Source organism: Pseudomonas sp. LBUM1674 (assembly GCF_059695635.1).
Genome location: NZ_CP166779.1, coordinates 4,354,312 through 4,371,768 on the forward strand (window position 1 = coordinate 4,354,312; position 17,457 = coordinate 4,371,768).

14 protein-coding genes and 3 pseudogenes are annotated in these 17,457 nt (G+C 57.4%); 8 read left to right on the plus strand and 9 right to left on the minus strand.

What is annotated here, in order from left to right:
• The first annotated feature begins 42 nt into the window (after positions 1–42).
• Positions 43–966, plus strand: coding sequence for a transporter (locus tag ACA067_RS20015; RefSeq protein ID WP_497458153.1), 924 nt, complete (start codon positions 43–45; stop codon positions 964–966).
• Positions 967–1,052: 86 nt separating this feature from the next.
• Here ACA067_RS20015 and ACA067_RS20020 read toward each other — a convergent pair whose 3' ends face one another.
• The 3 genes and pseudogenes from ACA067_RS20020 to ACA067_RS20030 all read right to left on the minus strand — a co-directional run bounded on the left by ACA067_RS20020 (position 1,053) and on the right by ACA067_RS20030 (position 3,879).
• The gene (locus ACA067_RS20020) at positions 1,053–2,081 is read right to left on the minus strand and encodes an AraC family transcriptional regulator (protein WP_497458154.1); all 1,029 of its coding nucleotides are present in this window, start codon (positions 2,079–2,081) and stop codon (positions 1,053–1,055) included.
• Positions 2,082–2,212: 131 nt separating this feature from the next.
• A pseudogene (locus ACA067_RS20025) lies at positions 2,213–2,410 on the minus strand (hypothetical protein); the annotation flags it as partial.
• Between the two features lie 65 nt (positions 2,411–2,475).
• Positions 2,476–3,879, minus strand: a complete 1,404-nt coding sequence (locus tag ACA067_RS20030; protein ID WP_497458155.1) for an MFS transporter — start codon at positions 3,877–3,879, stop codon at positions 2,476–2,478.
• Between the two features lie 564 nt (positions 3,880–4,443).
• Here ACA067_RS20030 and ACA067_RS20035 point away from each other — a divergent pair.
• The gene (locus ACA067_RS20035) at positions 4,444–5,001 is read left to right on the plus strand and encodes a YdcF family protein (protein WP_497458156.1); all 558 of its coding nucleotides are present in this window, start codon (positions 4,444–4,446) and stop codon (positions 4,999–5,001) included.
• Here the strand turns inward: ACA067_RS20035 and ACA067_RS20040 are convergent.
• The gene (locus tag ACA067_RS20040) at positions 4,992–5,687 is read right to left on the minus strand and encodes a phosphoribosyltransferase (protein WP_497458157.1); all 696 of its coding nucleotides are present in this window, start codon (positions 5,685–5,687) and stop codon (positions 4,992–4,994) included. The genes ACA067_RS20035 and ACA067_RS20040 overlap by 10 nt on opposite strands.
• 96 nt (positions 5,688–5,783) lie before the next feature.
• Positions 5,784–7,142 (minus strand): MATE family efflux transporter, encoded by a 1,359-nt coding sequence (locus ACA067_RS20045; RefSeq protein ID WP_497458158.1) that lies wholly within the window; start codon positions 7,140–7,142, stop codon positions 5,784–5,786.
• Between the two features lie 442 nt (positions 7,143–7,584).
• Between ACA067_RS20045 and ACA067_RS20050 the strand changes: the two genes are divergently transcribed.
• The 6 genes and pseudogenes from ACA067_RS20050 (at position 7,585) to ACA067_RS20075 (ending at position 12,516) form a co-directional block, all read left to right on the plus strand.
• The gene (locus ACA067_RS20050) at positions 7,585–7,857 is read left to right on the plus strand and encodes a hypothetical protein (RefSeq protein ID WP_497452662.1); all 273 of its coding nucleotides are present in this window, start codon (positions 7,585–7,587) and stop codon (positions 7,855–7,857) included.
• Positions 7,858–8,102: 245 nt separating this feature from the next.
• Positions 8,103–9,296: a Fic family protein gene (locus ACA067_RS20055; RefSeq protein ID WP_497458159.1), complete on the plus strand. Its 1,194-nt coding sequence runs from the start codon at positions 8,103–8,105 to the stop codon at positions 9,294–9,296.
• Positions 9,297–9,785: 489 nt separating this feature from the next.
• The gene (locus ACA067_RS20060; protein WP_497458160.1) at positions 9,786–10,223 is read left to right on the plus strand and encodes an HIT family protein; all 438 of its coding nucleotides are present in this window, start codon (positions 9,786–9,788) and stop codon (positions 10,221–10,223) included.
• A 25-nt stretch (positions 10,224–10,248) separates the two neighbouring features.
• A complete protein-coding gene (locus ACA067_RS20065) occupies positions 10,249–10,695 on the plus strand; it encodes a hypothetical protein (protein WP_497458161.1) in 447 nt (148 codons plus the stop codon).
• Between the two features lie 261 nt (positions 10,696–10,956).
• Positions 10,957–11,256 (plus strand): annotated as a pseudogene (locus ACA067_RS20070) (methyl-accepting chemotaxis protein); the annotation flags it as partial.
• Between the two features lie 483 nt (positions 11,257–11,739).
• Positions 11,740–12,516 carry a nucleotidyltransferase domain-containing protein gene (locus ACA067_RS20075; RefSeq protein ID WP_497458162.1) on the plus strand — a complete coding sequence of 259 codons (777 nt, stop codon included), beginning with the start codon at positions 11,740–11,742 and terminating at the stop codon, positions 12,514–12,516.
• Between the two features lie 172 nt (positions 12,517–12,688).
• Here the strand turns inward: ACA067_RS20075 and ACA067_RS20080 are convergent.
• The 4 genes and pseudogenes from ACA067_RS20080 to ACA067_RS20095 form a co-directional block, all read right to left on the minus strand.
• Positions 12,689–13,093, minus strand: a pseudogene (locus ACA067_RS20080) (type 1 glutamine amidotransferase family protein); the annotation flags it as partial.
• Positions 13,090–14,409: an OmpP1/FadL family transporter gene (locus ACA067_RS20085; RefSeq protein ID WP_497458163.1), complete on the minus strand. Its 1,320-nt coding sequence runs from the start codon at positions 14,407–14,409 to the stop codon at positions 13,090–13,092. The pseudogene ACA067_RS20080 and the gene ACA067_RS20085, both read right to left, overlap by 4 nt.
• 162 nt (positions 14,410–14,571) lie before the next feature.
• The gene (locus tag ACA067_RS20090) at positions 14,572–16,473 is read right to left on the minus strand and encodes an acyl-CoA synthetase (RefSeq protein WP_497458164.1); all 1,902 of its coding nucleotides are present in this window, start codon (positions 16,471–16,473) and stop codon (positions 14,572–14,574) included.
• Positions 16,473–17,429, minus strand: a complete 957-nt coding sequence (locus ACA067_RS20095; RefSeq protein ID WP_497458165.1) for a fumarylacetoacetate hydrolase family protein — start codon at positions 17,427–17,429, stop codon at positions 16,473–16,475. The genes ACA067_RS20090 and ACA067_RS20095 overlap by 1 nt, the downstream gene beginning before the upstream one ends.
• Between the last annotated feature and the right edge of the window lie 28 nt (positions 17,430–17,457).

Genomic DNA, 17,457 nt, shown 5'->3' on the forward strand with positions numbered 1-17,457 from the left:
ACTCTCCCTCCGCAAAAACAACAAAAACAAAACAGGTGACTCATGGAGATCTCCACAGGTACCCCTGCGCGCGTTCGGCCCTTGGCTCGCGCGCCTGGCACTTCAACCCTCGGCGCCGGCCTGGTGCTGGCCACTCTGGCGGGCAACGCCCACGCCATCGATGTGGACGCCGGCGAATACACCGCGGCGCTGCCAGCCGGGAGCACTATCGGCCTGCTGTACCTGCAGGATACGCAGCGGCGCTCGCTGTACAGTGACGGGCACAAGGTGCCGATCAAGGCCGGGCTCGACTCCGAGATCGGCATCTTGCGCGTCGCGCATTACCAGACCTTGGGTGACTATACGATCAACACCCAGTTCCTGTTGCCCTTCGGCCGCATGGAAGGCAAACGCGACAACGATGCCCTGGGACAAGCCAATGGCGTCGGCGATCTGGTCCTGGCGAGCACCCTGTGGCTGGTGAATGACCCGGTGAAAAACCGTTACTGGGGCATTGCCCCCTACCTGTACGTGCCGACCGGCCACTATGACCGCAACGATGCGCTGAACCTGGGGGAAAACCGCTGGAAGCTGACGTTGCAGACGGGCTATGTCACCGGCCTCACTGAAAGGTTGTCCCTGGACCTCACCGCGGACGTGACGCTGTTCGACAAGAATGACGACCTCACCAGCCAGGGCCTGACGTTGCGCCAGAAGCCACTATGGCAAGTCCAGACCTACCTCAGATACGCGGTAACACCAAAGCTGTCGGTGCACGTGGGAGCCTCACGACTCTGGGGTGGAGAGACCCGCATCGACGGCCAGGACCAGAACGATGAACCCGACACCGCCAAGTACCGTGTCGGCTCGTCCTACTGGATAACCCCCACCTTCCAGGCCCTGCTCAATTACGGCCAGGACGTATCGGTCGACAACGGCTTCAAGGAACAGCAGCGGGTCAACCTGCGGTTGCTGTGGTTGTTCTGACCCGAGACGAATAACCGGCTTTTTTTTGGGGCACCGAGAGGGTGGGATGGACGCCACTTCCGGTGCCCTTTTTTTTGCGTCACACGCTAGCGCAGACGGCGATGCAAGGTGTGCGAAGGCAGTTCACCGAACCGCCTGCGATAAATCCCGGCAAATTCCCCCAGGTTCAGATACCCCCATCGAGAGGCGATAACCGCCACCGTCGTACCCGATTGTGGATCAGTCGCCAACAAATCCCGGTGCGCCCCCTGCAATCGCTGCTCGCGCAAGAAGGCACCGGGGGTCATGCCGCGAAAACGCGAAAAGGCACCACTCAATGACCGCACACTGGTCCCGACCGCGCCGGCCACCTCTGCCAGCGTCGGCAGGTTCGCGGCATTGGCACTCATGAACTCTTCGGCAGCCCTGACATAACGCGGAGCGATCCGGTTCATCGGACTGCTCAGATCAAGGCCCGCTCGCCCGGCGCGGCTGGCCCATTCCTGCAGCATGTGGACGCAAAGATTGTGCTCCAGGTGCGCGCCCATGCGTCCTTCGGCCATGTGCCCGGGAGCCTCGGCCACACAGCGAACGGTGTACTCGAGCAGACTCAACCAGCTCGAACCGACCCCGCCGAGGACGCACTTGTGTCGCCAGAACCGGTCATCGGGGACGAAGCCGAACCACTGTTGCGCCATCCGCTCCAGCACGGCATGGGGAATGGTCAGATTCAGCTGCAGGTGATCCGGGTCCAGGTCGATCCGGTAATCGACCCGGCTGCAATCGGCAATGAAGGACTCGCCCACCGCGGTATCTTCAGTGACCGAACGCTGCGCCCAGTGCCGGGCATTGCCGCGAACGGTCGTGAGCAGCAGCGCGTTCCCGGCAGCGGGGGAAAAATCGTCGATGCTCACCGCCACGCCATAGGCAAAACGCGTCAGCGTCAGCTCGCCGATCCTCGACGAGTGCATGCTGGCGCACGGCTTGATGGCCTGCCCTACGGGACACACCCGATAGGGCATGTAGACGCGATCCGACCAGTCGCTGATTTCATCCCATTCGGTAGAAAAATTCTTGTGATGCTGCTGTATCGGCTTGCCGTTGACATCGGTTAACAACGCCTGCTCGAGAAGCATAGAGGCACCTGATCTTGTTTTTATCGTCGGGCTGATGCGGCCGCGGGTTCAAGATCATCCGGTGCCTGTATTGGCTCGTAAAGGCTTTTTTGGTTATTCATCCTGGCTCGGTGGCGAGCCCCATCGAGCGATCACGCGTTCACCTTCGGCTTGAGTAGAAAATGCGCCAGTGCCGGAACCAGGATCAGCGCGCCGACCATGTTCCAGATGAACATGAAGCCCAGCAGAATGCCCATGTCCGCCTGGAACTTGATTGGCGAAAGCACCCAGGTGAGTACGGCAATGCCCAGGGTAATCCCGGTCATCACCACCACCTTGCCCGTGGAAAGTCGACAGGCAGTAAAATGGGGCGTCGTTTTCACTGCGCCCCATCAGTGCGAAGCCAACCGACCCTCTACAGATCGGTGATTTCCTTATGGCGCGGCACCAGCACCTTCATCACGCTCCACGCCACCAGGTAGGCCAGCGCACAGATGGCAAACATGATCATGTAGCCGGTATGGATATCGTTGATCGTTTTGTAATAGTCGAACACCCAACCGCCTAACTTAGTCATCGCGACACCGCCCAAGCCGCCCGCCATACCACCAATGCCGACCACGGAAGCGATGGATTTTTGCGGGAACATATCGGACACGGTCGTGAAGATATTGCACGACCACGCCTGGTGCGCCGAGGCGCCCACACCGATCAGCAGCACCGGCACCCAGAAACTGATGTAACCCAATGGCTGCGCCAGCAACACCAGCAGCGGGAAGAGTGCGATCACCAGCATGGCTTTCATGCGACCGTCATAGGGCGCGTCGCCGCGTGCCATGAAATAGCTGGGGAACCAGCCACCACCGATGCTGCCCACCATGGTCATGGTGTACAACACGGCCAGCGGCAGCACGATGGCCTGGCCCTTCATGCCGTATTGCGCCGACAGGTAGGTCGGCAGCCAGAACAGGAAAAACCACCACACGCCGTCAGTCATGAATTTGCCGAAGGCAAAGGCCCAGGTCTGGCGGTAGGTCAGCAGCTTGAACCACGACACTTTTTTCGCGGCGGCACCCGAGTCGGTGTCGGTGATCGCTTGCGCCCCCTGATCGCTGCGGATGTAGGCCAGTTCCTGCGCCGACAGGCGTTTTTGCTGATCCGGTTTTTCGTACAGCGCAATCCAGACCGCCACCCAGACGAAGCCCAACGCACCGATCACGATGAACGCCGCTTCCCAGCCCCACAGGGCGGCAATCAGCGGCACGCAGATCGGCGCCAGGATCGCGCCCACATTGGCCCCGGAATTGAAGATACCGGTGGCGAAGGAACGCTCCTTCTTCGGGAAGTATTCGGCGGTGGCCTTGATCGCGATCGGGAAGTTGCCCGCCTCACCGATCGCCAGCACGGCGCGCGACAGCATGAAGCCGGCAATCGACACCGGAATGACGGCAAGGCCCAACGCGCTGCTCAGAGCGCCGATACCCTCACCCATCGGTACCGCAAAGGCGTGCATGATCGCGCCGGTCGACCAGATGCAGATCGCCAGCACATAGGCGGTCTTGGTGCCGATCTTGTCGACCACGCGACCGGCGAACAGCATGGAAATCGCGTACACAAACTGAAAAACGGAGGCGATGTTAGCGTAATCGGTATTGCTCCAGCCAAATTGCGTCGACAGATCCGGCGCCAACAGACTCAGTACCTGGCGGTCCAGGTAATTGACGGTGGTGGCAAAGAACAACAGCGCGCAAATGGTCCAGCGATATTTGCCGACAGCCTGGCCGACTCGTTGCGGGATGAGGGGCTCGTTCAGATTCATAGCATCACTTTATTGTTGGATTATGCTGATGATTTCTCGGTTTCAAGCGAGATCAATTGGCTCGTGGAGCATCGACAAAACGATGCAACGGTCCGGCTGTATGGAGCGGGAAGCAGCCAGGATTCGAACCATTGGATGGGGCATTCCGGGAGGCGAGCAAGCGGGCTGAATTCATGAGGGGTCGACACTTTTTATTTTTAGAAGATGAACAGTCGATTAATCGTCTGTCGTCGTACAACTGTGCTTTTTATATCGAGTTCAATACCCGGCTGTCAATTTGAAAGAACAGCCGTTCGTCTCAAGGGCCCTGGTCATATGGCAATTTTAAGCTCACTGTGGGCTTACAATCCTTTGATTTCCAGGTTTGAGGGCAAGGGATATTAAGCAACGTTGTACGACGACGCGCCAGTATGCCCAATTATCGTTTCCATGCCCTGGATGCAGGCTAGGCTGTAGAAGCGATCCAGGCATGTGCCCCTTGGGCAGCTGCGAATCTCATGGCTGCAACTGAATCCCCTAACCCTGCGTCAACCGCCGCTGCCACATGCTGATTTGTGGACCGAAATGAAAAAACCCGTATTTATTCTTGCATCCCCCAATAGCGCCGATGGCGAGCTTTCACCCATGTCCATTGGACGAATTGAGCGAGCGGTCCAATTGCAGCAAATGCACCCCCATGTCGTTCTCCTGGCTACGGGCGGGTTTGGCGATCATTTCAACACGTCCAACACGCCACACCGCGAGCTGGTGCACCAGTGCTTGCTCAATCGAGGCGCAGCGATTGATAGAGCGACACCTGCTGATCTGCTTAGCTCCAATACGGTGGAAGACATTTGGATGATCATCGCCTTTGCGCAGCAACGCGGTTGTCCGGACTACGGGGTAGTCACCTCGAGTTCTCACCTGACACGTTGCCGCTACATTTTTGAATGTCTTGATCCAACTGCCCGTGTTGAATTTTTTGGCGCCGATGACTCGACGAACCTGGACGACGCGGTCGGCAAGCACGAGGTGGTTGCACTGGAGCGCCTCGTGGCGCAAGGAGGCGTCATGATCGGTGACGTTCTGTACCCCCATCCGATGCCCGGTTCCAGCAAGGGCCCTGCCCCTGGTCACTCATGACCGGGAGGCTGGTGAGCGAAAGGGGACTCCCTCTGCCAGGCCCGCTGCAACAGCGTGACGACCTCTGCATCCGAGGTCTGGGAAAAATCCATGTACCAATGGCCGATCGACATGAACCAATCAGGTACGACGGGACAGATCAGTTCATCCACCTCACGGCGCAACGCCTCCGCCGTCTCGATCGGCCCCACCGGCACGGCCACGACGATGCGCGACGGCACCTGCAAACGCACCGCCTGGATCGCCGCCATCATCGAGGCGCCTGTCGCCAGACCGTCATCGATCAGGATCACCACCTGATCCTTGAGCTGCACCGGCGCGCGCGTTCCCCGATAAGCCTGCTCACGCCGCAACAGCTCCCGGGTTTCCCGTGCGACCACGCCATCGAACGTGGCCTGATCAATCGGGTGCGCCCGCAGCGCATAGTCGTTGAGGATCTGAATGCCGCCGCTGGCAATGGCGCCCATGGCGAACTCCTGGTTGGAGGGAGCCCCCAGCTTGCGCACCAGCATCAGGTCCAGGCGCACCTCCAGGGCAGTGGCCACTTCAAAAGCCACCGGCACCCCGCCACGGGGCAAGGCGAGGACGATGACATCGGGTCTGTGCGCGTATTGGAGCAGCGGCTCCACCAGAAGACGGCCGGCTGCGGCGCGGTCTTGCAAGATGAGTGGCGATGAGGGACTCATTTGAATGCCTCCTCAGGCGATCACGCCTGTTGGTTCACATCACGGGTCGTCTCATGGATTGTCGGTCTGACGGTGGCCGACATCAAGTCCGCCCTCCTACACCAACCGCTCAATCTTCTGATGCTGCCAGACCCGCTTGTAATACGCCGTCTGCAACACCAGCATCCCCAGGTACGCCACCGGAAACGCCATCCACACGCCCTGCAATCCAAAGTGCCCGTCCAGCACATACGCCACCGGCAACTGCACCCCGACCACGCAGAAAATCGAAATCGCCATCGGCACCAACACCGAGCCGCTGGCCCGCATAATGCCGCCGATGATCGCCTGGAAGCCGAACACCAACAGGCTCCAGAGCATGATGTGCAACAGATGCTCGGCCTTCGCACGAGTGACGTCATCCGTGAGGAACAACCCCAGCAACCAGTGCGACAGCAGATAACCCAGCACCACCAACCCGCCGGTCAGGCACACGTTGATCAACAACCCCGTGCGCAGAATCGGCCCGATGCGCTCGATGCGCCCTGCCCCGATCGCCTGCGCACCCAGGATCGACGCCGTGATCGCAATCGACAGCGCCGGGAACTGCACGTAATTGACGATCTGCGTCACCGCCCCATAGGCCGCCGTCGCCTGGGAACCGTGCTGATTCACCAGCGCCAGAATCACCAGCTCCGACATCGACAACACCACCATCTGCAACCCGGTCGGCAACCCGATGCGCAACACCTTGCCGAGAATCACCAGGTCCAGGCGCATCGCCGCAAACATCTCCCGATCCGGCGCCAACGGATGCCCCTTGCTGATCAAGCGCCACGCCAGCCACCCCATCGCCGACAAATTCCCCACTAACCCCGCATACGCCGCACTCTGAATCCCCATCATCGGCAACCCCAGCCAACCGCGAATCAACGCCGGCGTCAGCGCCAGGCCGATACAGGTCGACACCAGCAACGCGATCAGCGGCGACACCGTATCGCTCACCCCGCGCAGCAGTTGGGTGAACAACACGTAGACCAGCAGTGACGGCATGATCCACATCATCACCTGGGCGTAGGACACGGCATCGTCCAGCACATCGGCCGGGGTGCCCAAACCCTGCAGGGCTGGCCTCGCGAACACACTGCCCAATACGGCGGCGACCAAACCGATCATTGCGCCCAACAGCAAGGTGGTCGCGGCGATGGTTTTCACCAGGTGCGGTTCACGCGCGCCCCAGGCTTGGCCAATGAGCACGCCGGCACCCGCGCCGAGGCCGATGACCAGGGCGATGAAAAAGAACACGATGGGGAACATGCCCGATACGGCAGCGAGGGCTTGGGTGCCGAGCATCTGGCCGATGTAGATGCTGTTGATGGTGCCCGACATGGATTGGAGGAAATTGGAGAGGACCATGGGGGCCAGGAAAAGCAGGTAGGTTTTCCAGAGGGGGGGTTGGGTGGTGGGGGTTTGCATTGGGTGGAAGTCCAGCTCGACTGCGGGGTTGGGATTCTAGAGGATAGCGTCAGCGGTGATGAACAAAGGTAAATGAATGTATCGGAGTTGATTTCCATTAATTGAGCAACGTGGCGTAAAGGTCCTAGGACGCCATAAAAGTTCCTACACAAACCTCGGAACCCCTAACCTTGCCCGCCGTTCCGATGAAGCTTATAGTCCGCTCCGTCGCCCACAATGGCGATTCAGGTTTGGCGACCTGACCACAGAGAATGCGAGGGCTCCAGGCTTTATTGCAGGGGTCGTCGCACCCGCAAAGCCGCTGTTATGGCGGCTGTGCGCGGGAGACCTTCGGGTCTGCCGGTGTTCTCTGTGCCGGTTCGCCAACCTGCGCACAGCTGCCACCCAATCGTTTGGCGACGACTGAGTGACGGCCTTGAGCCAATCAAACAGAGATCTTCAAATGAATCGATACATCCCCCTCACCGGCATCGACCTGATTCCGGCTTCCCTGCTCATCGATACCCAAGCTCCACTCGACGTTCTACAAGCCGCCGCTGATTACCGCATTCGGACGGTCACGCAAGTGCTGGAAAACATCGCCTACCGCGCAGAACTCGGTTGCGACACGGTGGTATTGAAGGACTTTTCTCAGCTGTTAGCCATTCCGTTACGCGACGGCTGTGACTTGATGGACGTGATCGGTCGACGCTTGCGAGCGCAGGCGAAGGAGTAAGTAAAAACGGGCGCCTCAATGGACGCCTGTTTCTGCAATTGCGATCTGTGTGCAAACGCGTTTGAAGGATCCTTTCGTGAACCCATTGACCGAAGTCACCGCATCAAAAAAAATGTGAAATAAAATGTGCAGAAAATTTCGCTGAGAAAGTCTTAAAAACCTCTACAGGCCAGTAAATTAGCGCTTGTTCATCAAGTCAGAATGTGAAATAAAATGTGCAGAATTTTCGTACGGTACAGACCGGTATGTCCCTGATCACATCAAAATCCTGGCTCGACCCGATTCTTCCTGACGCATTGCCTCCATCAATCATTGCGCTCGCGGACGCGCTGCCCAGAAAGACACAATTTCTAGCCGGACGCCTGCCGCCTGAAACGGCTGCACGTCTCGGCCGTCTCCTGCAAATCACCAATACGTACTATTCGAACCTGATCGAAGGGCAATACACCGAGCCCGCCGATATGCAAAGAGCGCAAGCGGCGCCGGTCAAAGACCGCAAACAGCTTAAAAACCTGGCGGTTGAACAGATGGCGGTGCAAGCATTGTTCGAACGGGCGTTGCGTCAGCGTGCGCCGTTTGCCTGGGGTGACATGTTTGCACCTGAGCTTGTGAGCACAGCACACAACCGGCTTTTTCGGGGAGCCAGTGACACGGAACGGACGCTGTCAGATGGCTCAATCATGCAGCCCGGTATTCTGCGGTCCGGCACCGGCCAGAACTTCGTCGTGGGTAATCATGACGCACCGGACGCTTCAGCTGTAGACGGTATGCTTCAGCACCTTCAGGCAGGCTTCGGCCGGCAGACAGACCCGCGCCGCCAGCTCATTTCTGCGCTTGCCTACCATCATCGCCTCGCCTGGGTTCACCCCTTTGCCGACGGGAATGGTCGGGTTGCCCGGTTGGTCACTCACCTGCAATTAGTGAGTCTGGGGCTTAAGCCAACGCTCTGGTCACTGTCACGTGGCCTTGCAAGGCAGCATCAGAGTTACTACAGCGTTCTGACAATGGCGGACCGCCGAAGAGAAGGTGATCTGGATGGACGAGGCCAGCTGTCTCAGCGACGCTACTTCGAATTCATCGAGTTCATGCTGCAGGTTTGTCACGATCAGGTCGATTACATGACCGCAGCCGTGAACCCGTCCCAGCTTCGAGAGCGTGTGATACGCGCGTTTCGCTACAACGAGAAACTTCAACAACAAGGCATTCGCCCGGAAAGTGCGCCAGCAATCGTTGCGCTAATCACCCAAGGAAGCCTACCGCGCAACGAAATAAAGACCTTCACCGGCCTCTCCTCACGCTTGGCAATCGATGAGCTTTCGCGACTGCTTAAAGTCGGCTTGGTGGAAAGTCGAACGCCTAAATCCCGGATCGTCACGCCCGGCCTGCCCGCCTGGTTTGCCCAGGATATTTTTCCGGATTTACATAGACGGTTTCAATAGTCCACCCGGGTACACGCGCCCTCGAAGCCGGCCGCTGTGACCGTGGGGAGGAATGCGCGCCTGTTTCGATATTTGGCTAAGCATGAGCAATGCCTGCTTTCGAAGCGGACTCACGAAGCGGTGTTTTCTGCGGCACATTCCAGCGTCCTGCCTGCATTCCATATCGGTCCTACAGCAACCTCGGAAATCGCTCATATCTCCCATGAAGCGATAACTCTTATAGTCCACCCGCCGCCCACCCGGCGATCAGGTTTGGAGACCCGCAGATCGAATCAGTCCCCATCATTTGATTCGGCGTATCACCTATCGCACAACGGGGACGAACAACGGATTATCACTTTGAAACTGGCGGAGTGCTCTCAATGTTCACCCGCCTGACCGAGCATCATCCGTATTTCAAAAGGTTGTTTTTTCACCTACTTCATCCGCCAGTCTGCCTCAGACTCAGCTCAGATGTCGTCAGCACCACCACAAAACCAAGGACTGCGCATGCCACTGATTTCGCAACGTGTAGAGCTAGCACGCAACGGAGCTAACGATAAGGTAATTTGCCGAATGGCGTCGGGTTGGGCGGTCATGGGCGACGTGCAATTTCTACCTGGTTACTGCCTATTGTTGCCCGACCCTGTCGTTCCAAGCCTGAACGATCTCGATGAAGAGGCCAGAGCGACATACCTACTGGACATGGCCCGAATCGGAGATGCGGTTTTACAGGCAACCGGGGCACTTCGTATGAACTACGAAATTTTAGGGAATTCAGAACCGGAACTGCATTGCCACATTTTCCCTCGCTACTCTTCAGAGCCGAAAGAAAATCGCAAGATGCCCGTATGGTTCTACGACTGGAAGACAGCTACCCCCTACGCTGAGCAAGCACATGGCGATTTGCGTAACAGGATTGCTCAGTTATTGGCTGCATCGAGCTAAGACGACGATATAAGGGCAACTCCACATGACTTTCCCAATTTCAATCAGAAAAATTTCAATTCGCGCATTGGGCATTTTCGTTATCTTTCCCTGCACGGTTGCACACACCTTTTTCAGTCTGATAGCGCTTGCGAAGCTGCATTCGTTTATTTTTATAGAACATGACACGTCCACGTACAGCGTCATGATTCACTTGAGAATGGCTGTCTACTTGGCATTAGGATGGGCCGGGGTCATAACCGGATTGAAGCTGTACTATCACTTTCTGCTGTCAAACGCGTCTCCAGTCTGGTCAGGCTTTGCGTGGTCAGGGCTGCTCTGCGGGACAGTGGCCTGTGTAGGCTTCATATATTTATCAGGGGGATCAATTTCATCACGCATCTTTCCCATGGGATGGCCGCTGGTGGGTGCCGCGGTGCTTGGTTGGCTTTTGCTGAATGCCGACAAAGCAAACAAGGCAGACAGTCACTAGAGGATTCATGTAACTCGGTGAGAAGGGACAGAGCACGATTATCGATTTGTCCTTTCGGTTTAGATGAGTGAATACGAATCGTCCAGTCTCTGCGCCTTAGTTCAACCGTCTACTTTGAGTCGATACCAGCCTGACGCGGAAGGGTGCAGCGCGTTATACCGCCCTGACCCCGTCACTTCAGCATTACTTGCCTCTATATCTGACATTGTTTTGCGTGTTGTCTATCGTATCTGCCGAGGATGATGGCAAACAGCTACTCTCGCGGCCGTCGAGGCCATGCATGCCAGCCATGAAGGCGTGGATCGTTGTGTCGAAGACAGCCAAACGGCGGCGACGATGTTGCAGGCGATAGGCCGTGACATCTCGCGCATCGATGAACTCAATGGACGCATTGTCGCCACCACTCGAGAACAGTCCACGGCGAGCTTCGACATGGTCGGGCGTTTGCAGTCAGTGCAAAGCATTGCGCAGAGTACGGCGGATGATGTGGAGACGCTGGCGTTGAGTAGCCAACGTCTGCCGCCGATTGCTGTTCGGCTGGATGCGTTGGGCGGACGTTTCATCAGCAGTGATCTACATCACGGAACAACAGGGACTGACAAAGGGGGATCACTCCGTCCCCGGTATCGAGGTTCACGTGCTAAAGACGGGCACCTGGTACATAAAATTCTATTTTATCGATCCAAGCGCTTGGCTTATCAGCGTACATCGGTGAGTGCCCATGAAGCTTTTTTTCGAAGGTGATCGCGGCAAGGCTCTCTGTGAGCAATGCCAGCAGGTTGTCACTACCACTTATGTCCGCCGGAACGTCCCCTTCAGTGACGGTCAAGGCGAGGCTAAGCAAATTTTAGATGGGGTTTGTAAGGTATGTGACGCTGTCGTTGCAATCCCTCCGCAATCCACTCCGGCTATCAAGGAAGCGAGGAAGCGAGGAAGCAGCAGCTAACCTCGATTGAGGCTCGGCTGCCTGCGCATTTTCGGCCAGAAGCGGCCACTATCGGCTCTGTTAAGGTACCGCTCTGAACACAACTCACGGACGGCTTCATGGAACAATTCCATCCTCGTGGCATTGATGCAGACGGTTATATCCTCACCGTGTCCAACGTCGAAGTGCAGCCACCGTTTCAGGATGTGCTGGCGGACGTTTGCATGACGCTCGCTCAGTCAGAACCTCTGCTGGACGGAATTTATCTGTATGGCAGCGTCGCAAGAGGCGACGCCGTGCCGGGGTTTTCCGACCTGGACCTGACGCTTGTTCTGCGCGGCCCTCCTGGGTCGCAGGATCTTGAATTGCTGGAGTCGAAAAAGCGCACTCTGGAAAGTCGGCATATCGAAGTCACCAAGATCGATTTCGACATCGGCAGTCGTTCTGAAGTATTGGCGGCTGACAATCGATTGAGCTGGGGGTATTGGCTCAAGCATCACTGTCGTTGCGTATGGGGGAATGATCTGACCAAGCGTTTCGACCGGTTAAAGCCGTCGCGTGCGATCGCCATTGCCGTCAATGGTGACTTTGAATCCCTATTGACCCGGTACGCCGACCTCATCGATCAGGCGACCACACCGATACAATCGCTACGCCTGCAACGCGAAGCCTCGCGCAAACTCATCCGGTCAACTCAAGTACTTCGCTCCGACCAGGACCTGATGTGGCCGCAAACACTGGAAGAGCATGTCGAGCTGTTTGTTCAGCATTACCCGTGCATGAGAATGCAGATCTCTTTTTTCTTGTCCCAGGCAAGGAACCCATATGCCAAGCCAAAAGAGTTTACGACTCAGCTCCATAATTTTTTGACCTGGATGGCTTCAGAAACCGGTTAGGTCCGCCTTCAACAAAAGGGACCAACAATGGGAACGGATCTTTTCAAGCATTTGTAGTCGTGTTGGGTGCCAAAGCTCAGGTGTGTCTGACCGACACGGTCGTTCTAAAAGGCTTTTCTCAGCTGTTATCCATCAAGATCAGTTTTGAGCCCCAAAGCGCTCATAGCGAGTCTTAGAGAAACGGCGAAATGTTCGCCATTGCACGCGTCACGTAGCCCTCCTTCTCTCCAACCGGTGCCACATAATGAATCGCACTGCGTGCAGCCTCGAGGCCTTCCAGACGGGCGATGAACCAGGCGGCCAGATACTGTTAGGACAAACACCCGCCGGCCGTCGCGACGTTGCCCTTGGCCACGAAGGGCTGATTGAGCACTGCCACGCCGGCCTCTTCGACCCATGGCTTGGAAATCAGGTCCGTGCAGGCCGGAACGGCGTCCAGCAGGCCCAGCTTGGCAAGTATGAGCGTGCCCGAGCACTGAGCACCCAGCAGCTGGCGCGTCGGGTCGAATTTCAGGCGAGACATCAGCGCGGCGTCAGCGACGACGTCCCGGATCTTTCTCCCACTGCAAACCATCAGTACCGATAGGTTGCCTGCACTGAAAGTCCATTCGCGCTATTTTGGTAGTTGGCACTGTATTCCGGTTGAAGACCGGAGTTGTTCGCCTGCTTTACCGAGACTTTGGAATCCCAGAGATAACCATAAGCAAAGTCTATCGTCAGATCGGAATTCGGCGAATAAGCACCGCCCACAGTCACGGCTTGGCGATTCCCAACTGGAATGCGCACGCTGCGATCGGCATTTCTGATTGGCGAAGGATCATAGGCGTAGCCTGCGCGCAGCAGCCATTGTTGGTTCAATTGATAGGATGCGCCAACTGCGGTGCTCCAAGTGTCGCGCCAGTTCATTTCTTCGATCACATGTCCCAGGCCAGCCGCCTGGCCCACGGGGGAAAGACCGCTGTTGACTGCCTCGACCTTCTGGATCCGACTCCAACGTTTCCAGGTGGCCCCCAGGTATCCCGTCCAGCGACTATTGAAATGATGGGTGATAGACGTGTCCACGGATTCGGGCATAGTCAGGTCTATCTTGTTGTCATACTTTCCGTCCAGCGGGATAACGCTCGGGGAGCCGGAAACCTCAGTATGCCCTTCGAGTTCATAGGCCACCTTCGAGTGATAGTTAACCCCCCAACTGGTTGCCTCGGTAAAGTCAACCAAGATGCCTACGTTGTAGCCAAGTGCCGTGTCATCGCCTTTGATGGTGACCAGTGTGTCCTCGCCGTTGTTCAGGGCGCCGGTGGCCAGGTAATTCTGAAGCTTTGCATTGAAACGGTTTATGGTCGGTCCGCCACCAATGGACACGTAATCATTGATCCGCCAGGCAATGGTGGGCTGCAGGGTTATTTCCTTGGTCGTGCTATAGGAACCATGGTAGCGGCCCTGAAAAGAGCCCTCGTAATCATTGATCAGACCACTCGGCGCATAGAGGCCCAGACCAATCGAAAGACGATCATCAAGCGGCGTCGACATATAGGCGAAGGGCACAACCCCCAAAGGGACCGAGTCCCCTTCATTCGTTCCTGGGGCACTGCTCTGCGCATCACTGATGTCATCGCTCACCGAGACGAGCGCGGCGCCGCCGGAAATCTCAGTACGCTTCAACTTGGTCAAGCCCGCAGGGTTTCCAAAGATGGTGCTGGCGTCCAGCGCGGAAGATGACCTTCCCGCATATGCAGTTCCCGCACTGCTTGCACTTTGTTCGTTAAGGGCAATGCCATTGGCGCTTGCCATTGTAGAAGCGCTGAGGAGTGCCATGGCACTGGTGAGCTTAATCCAGACAGCACACTTTTGCTGAACAGAGAGACACGGGATCACACGGCCATTCAGTTTCATTTTCCACCTCTTGTTTATTGTTTTTGTTGGTTGCACGCAGGCAAGGCTTCGCCGTCCTGTGCACTTCTCAGTGCCGGCTGGAGTAGAACGAAGTTGTGTAAAAGGCCCTGGCTGAACACCGCCAGGGCACGACTGCTGGACATACAGATGCGAATCAGGGACTCAATTAAGCCACTCGATTTGAAAGCTATAGCGCCCCAAGAGCGGAGCCAGTATTTCCTGGTCAGTTCCGGCCCTGATGCAGGCGACATGCCCACGGCGATTGTCCTGCACGACCTCAACGGCAATATCCGAAAGCCCCAGTCGCCCCACTTCCTGCTGGACTACTTTGGCAATCTCCCGCTGCTGTAAAGCGGGCTTGAATATCTTGCCCACGGCAGTCAGTGGCAGCGCTTCGAGGATTTCAATGCGCTTGGGAACGGCTGCCCGCTCGCTGATGTTGAGATGAGCGAACGCCTCAAGTTCTTCGGCGTTGCAAACGTGCCCGGGGCGCAGTTGAACGTAGGCGACCGGCACCTCGCCCGAGTAAGCGTCGGGGCTGCCGATGGCAGCGGCCAAGGCGACGGCGGGATGCGCCTGCAGAGCCTCCTCGATTTGCTTGGGATCGATGTTGTGGCCGCCGCGGATGATCAACTCCTTCTTGCGCCCGGTCAGCCAGAAGTAACCCTGCGCATCCTGGCGACCCAAATCGCCCGTATTCAACCAGCGCTGACCGTCGATATCGATCCAGAGGCCCTGGTTATGACGCGCCTCCAGATAGCCATTGAAGAGATTCGGACCACTGATCGTGATGAGGCCGATCTCATCCACGTTGGCGTCGCGCAGGTACGCTCCAGAATCATCGAGCATTACCGCGCGCATATTCTGGTAGGCGATCCGTATCCCGATGGCACCGATACGGCGCTCGCCATGGGGAGGATTGATCGAGGAGACGCAGGTGCCCTCGGTAAGACCGTAACCTTCAAGGATCTTTACCCCCGTCCGGCGCTCGAACTCGCGCAAAAGCTCAGCCGGCATGGGTGCGGCGCCACACATCGCAAAGCGAAGACTGGACAGGTCGCGGCCCTGCCATTCATTTTGCAGAAGTGCAGCATAGACAGTTGGCACGCCGGAAAAGAGGTTGATACCGAAGTGCTCGACCATTTCCCAGAATCGTGGGATCACCCCCTCGCCACGATACCCATGAGGCGTCCCGACGATCACATGGTCGCCTTGAGTCCAAGGCATCAGTCCAGTCACCAGCTGGCCATTGACATGAAATAGCGGCAGGCCACAAAAGATAACCTGGCCACCACTGCGTGGCTGCAAGTGAGCAGCCACGGCCCATGCGTTGAAGACTTCCGAGCCATGGGTACGCGCGGCGATCTTGGGGAGCCCGGTAGTGCCGCCCGTACAGATGTAGGAGGAACACTCATCCTGGCGGATTTGCCGACCGCTCTTGAGGTGTGTGTGCGGCTGAGCATTCATCAGCGATCGCCAATCGTGGATCGCAATATCGCTGTGTAAATCTCGTTCCTTCAGTGCCCCGGCTTTCAGTGCCCTACGTACTGATTCGTCAACATAAGGTGCCATGCTGACCCAAACGACAGACCTGATCCCGGGTAACTGTTCCAGCTGCGAAGCCAGTTTCGGCCATAGGTCGCTGCCTGGAGTTGGCGCGAGCGTCACCACCACGGATGCCTTCGCGGCATTCAGCAAGCCAGCCATCTGCGTGGCCTCGAGCAGAGGATTGATCGCCATGACGATGCCCGCCGCTTCCCCGCCCCATATCGTGAAATGGGTTTCCGGCAGATTGGGCAAAACAAATGCAATCACCTCGCCCGGTTTTATGCCCAGGTCATCGAAGGCATTTGCCGCGCGGGTGATATCCCCAAAGAGCTGGGAGTAGTTCCACTCGTGGGTGCGCTTGAAATCGGCGGCATCGGCGAAGAAGCTTAGCGCCGGTGCCTGGGGGGTGCGCTCGGCCGCCAGACGCAGCGCGTCATAAGTACTGCAAGCCAGCCCACGCTCCAACAAGGGGACTCGTTCAAGACTTTCGATGTCGTTCAGGGTTTGCACAACCATCAGGCTTCCCCCACGACTCGGTTGCGTTGCACGCCAAGGTCGACCACACCATCGGCGCTGCGAATGCGTGCCTCGACCACGTCACCTGCCTTGAGATACTGCGTCCGACCTTCCTGCGCCTTGAGGAAAAGCTTCCACTTGGTGGCTTCTGGCAAAAGGGCTGCAATGCGCATTTTGGCAGGCGAAGGGATCGTCAGAGCGCAGCCGGCAGGCGTACCGGTGGCGATCAGGTCTCCAACCGCGAGATCTTGCAAGGCGGAGAGTTCGGTCAGGGTTTCAGCGGGGCCGTAAACCAGGTTGGCCGTGCTGTCGTTCTGTCGCACCTGGTCGTTGACTGTCAGGCGCAGCTGCAGTGCTTTGAGGTAATGCATGCTCTTGGCATCCAGCAGGCACAGGTAGGGGCCGACCGGGCCGAATGTGCGGTAGCTCTTGCCCTTGTAGAACTGCATCTGGGGAATCTGAATGTCACGCGCCGAGTAGTCATTGACAATGACGACGCCTGCAATGAACTCATGCAGATTGGCGTCGGTGACAGCAATAGCGCCGGTGATCGAGCGCTTCATCACAAGGCCCAGTTCGATCTCGTAGTCAAGGAAGCGCACGTGGCGCGGCTTGATCAGGTCGCTGTCAGCCGCCACCAGGCAACTCATCGCCTTGGTGAAGATCATGTTGAATTTCTTCGCATCCGGGTCCATGCCCGACTCGATCATATGCTGACGGTAATTGGCGCCCTGGCAGACGAACTGCTGGTTACGGGTCACCGGCGACAGCAGTTTCACTTCGCCCTCCGCCAACTCCGTACCTTTCAATTGAGCGAGGTCGTCGATACTGTTCTGGCGAATGAAGTCACCGGTGGTTTCAAAAGCACCGGGGACAACCGTGATACGGCCCTGGCGTAGCACGCCCCAGTGGATACCGTTCTCAAATTCAAAGCGGACTACGTGTACAGCAGACATTGAAGGTACTCCTGGAGCGGCGTTTGTC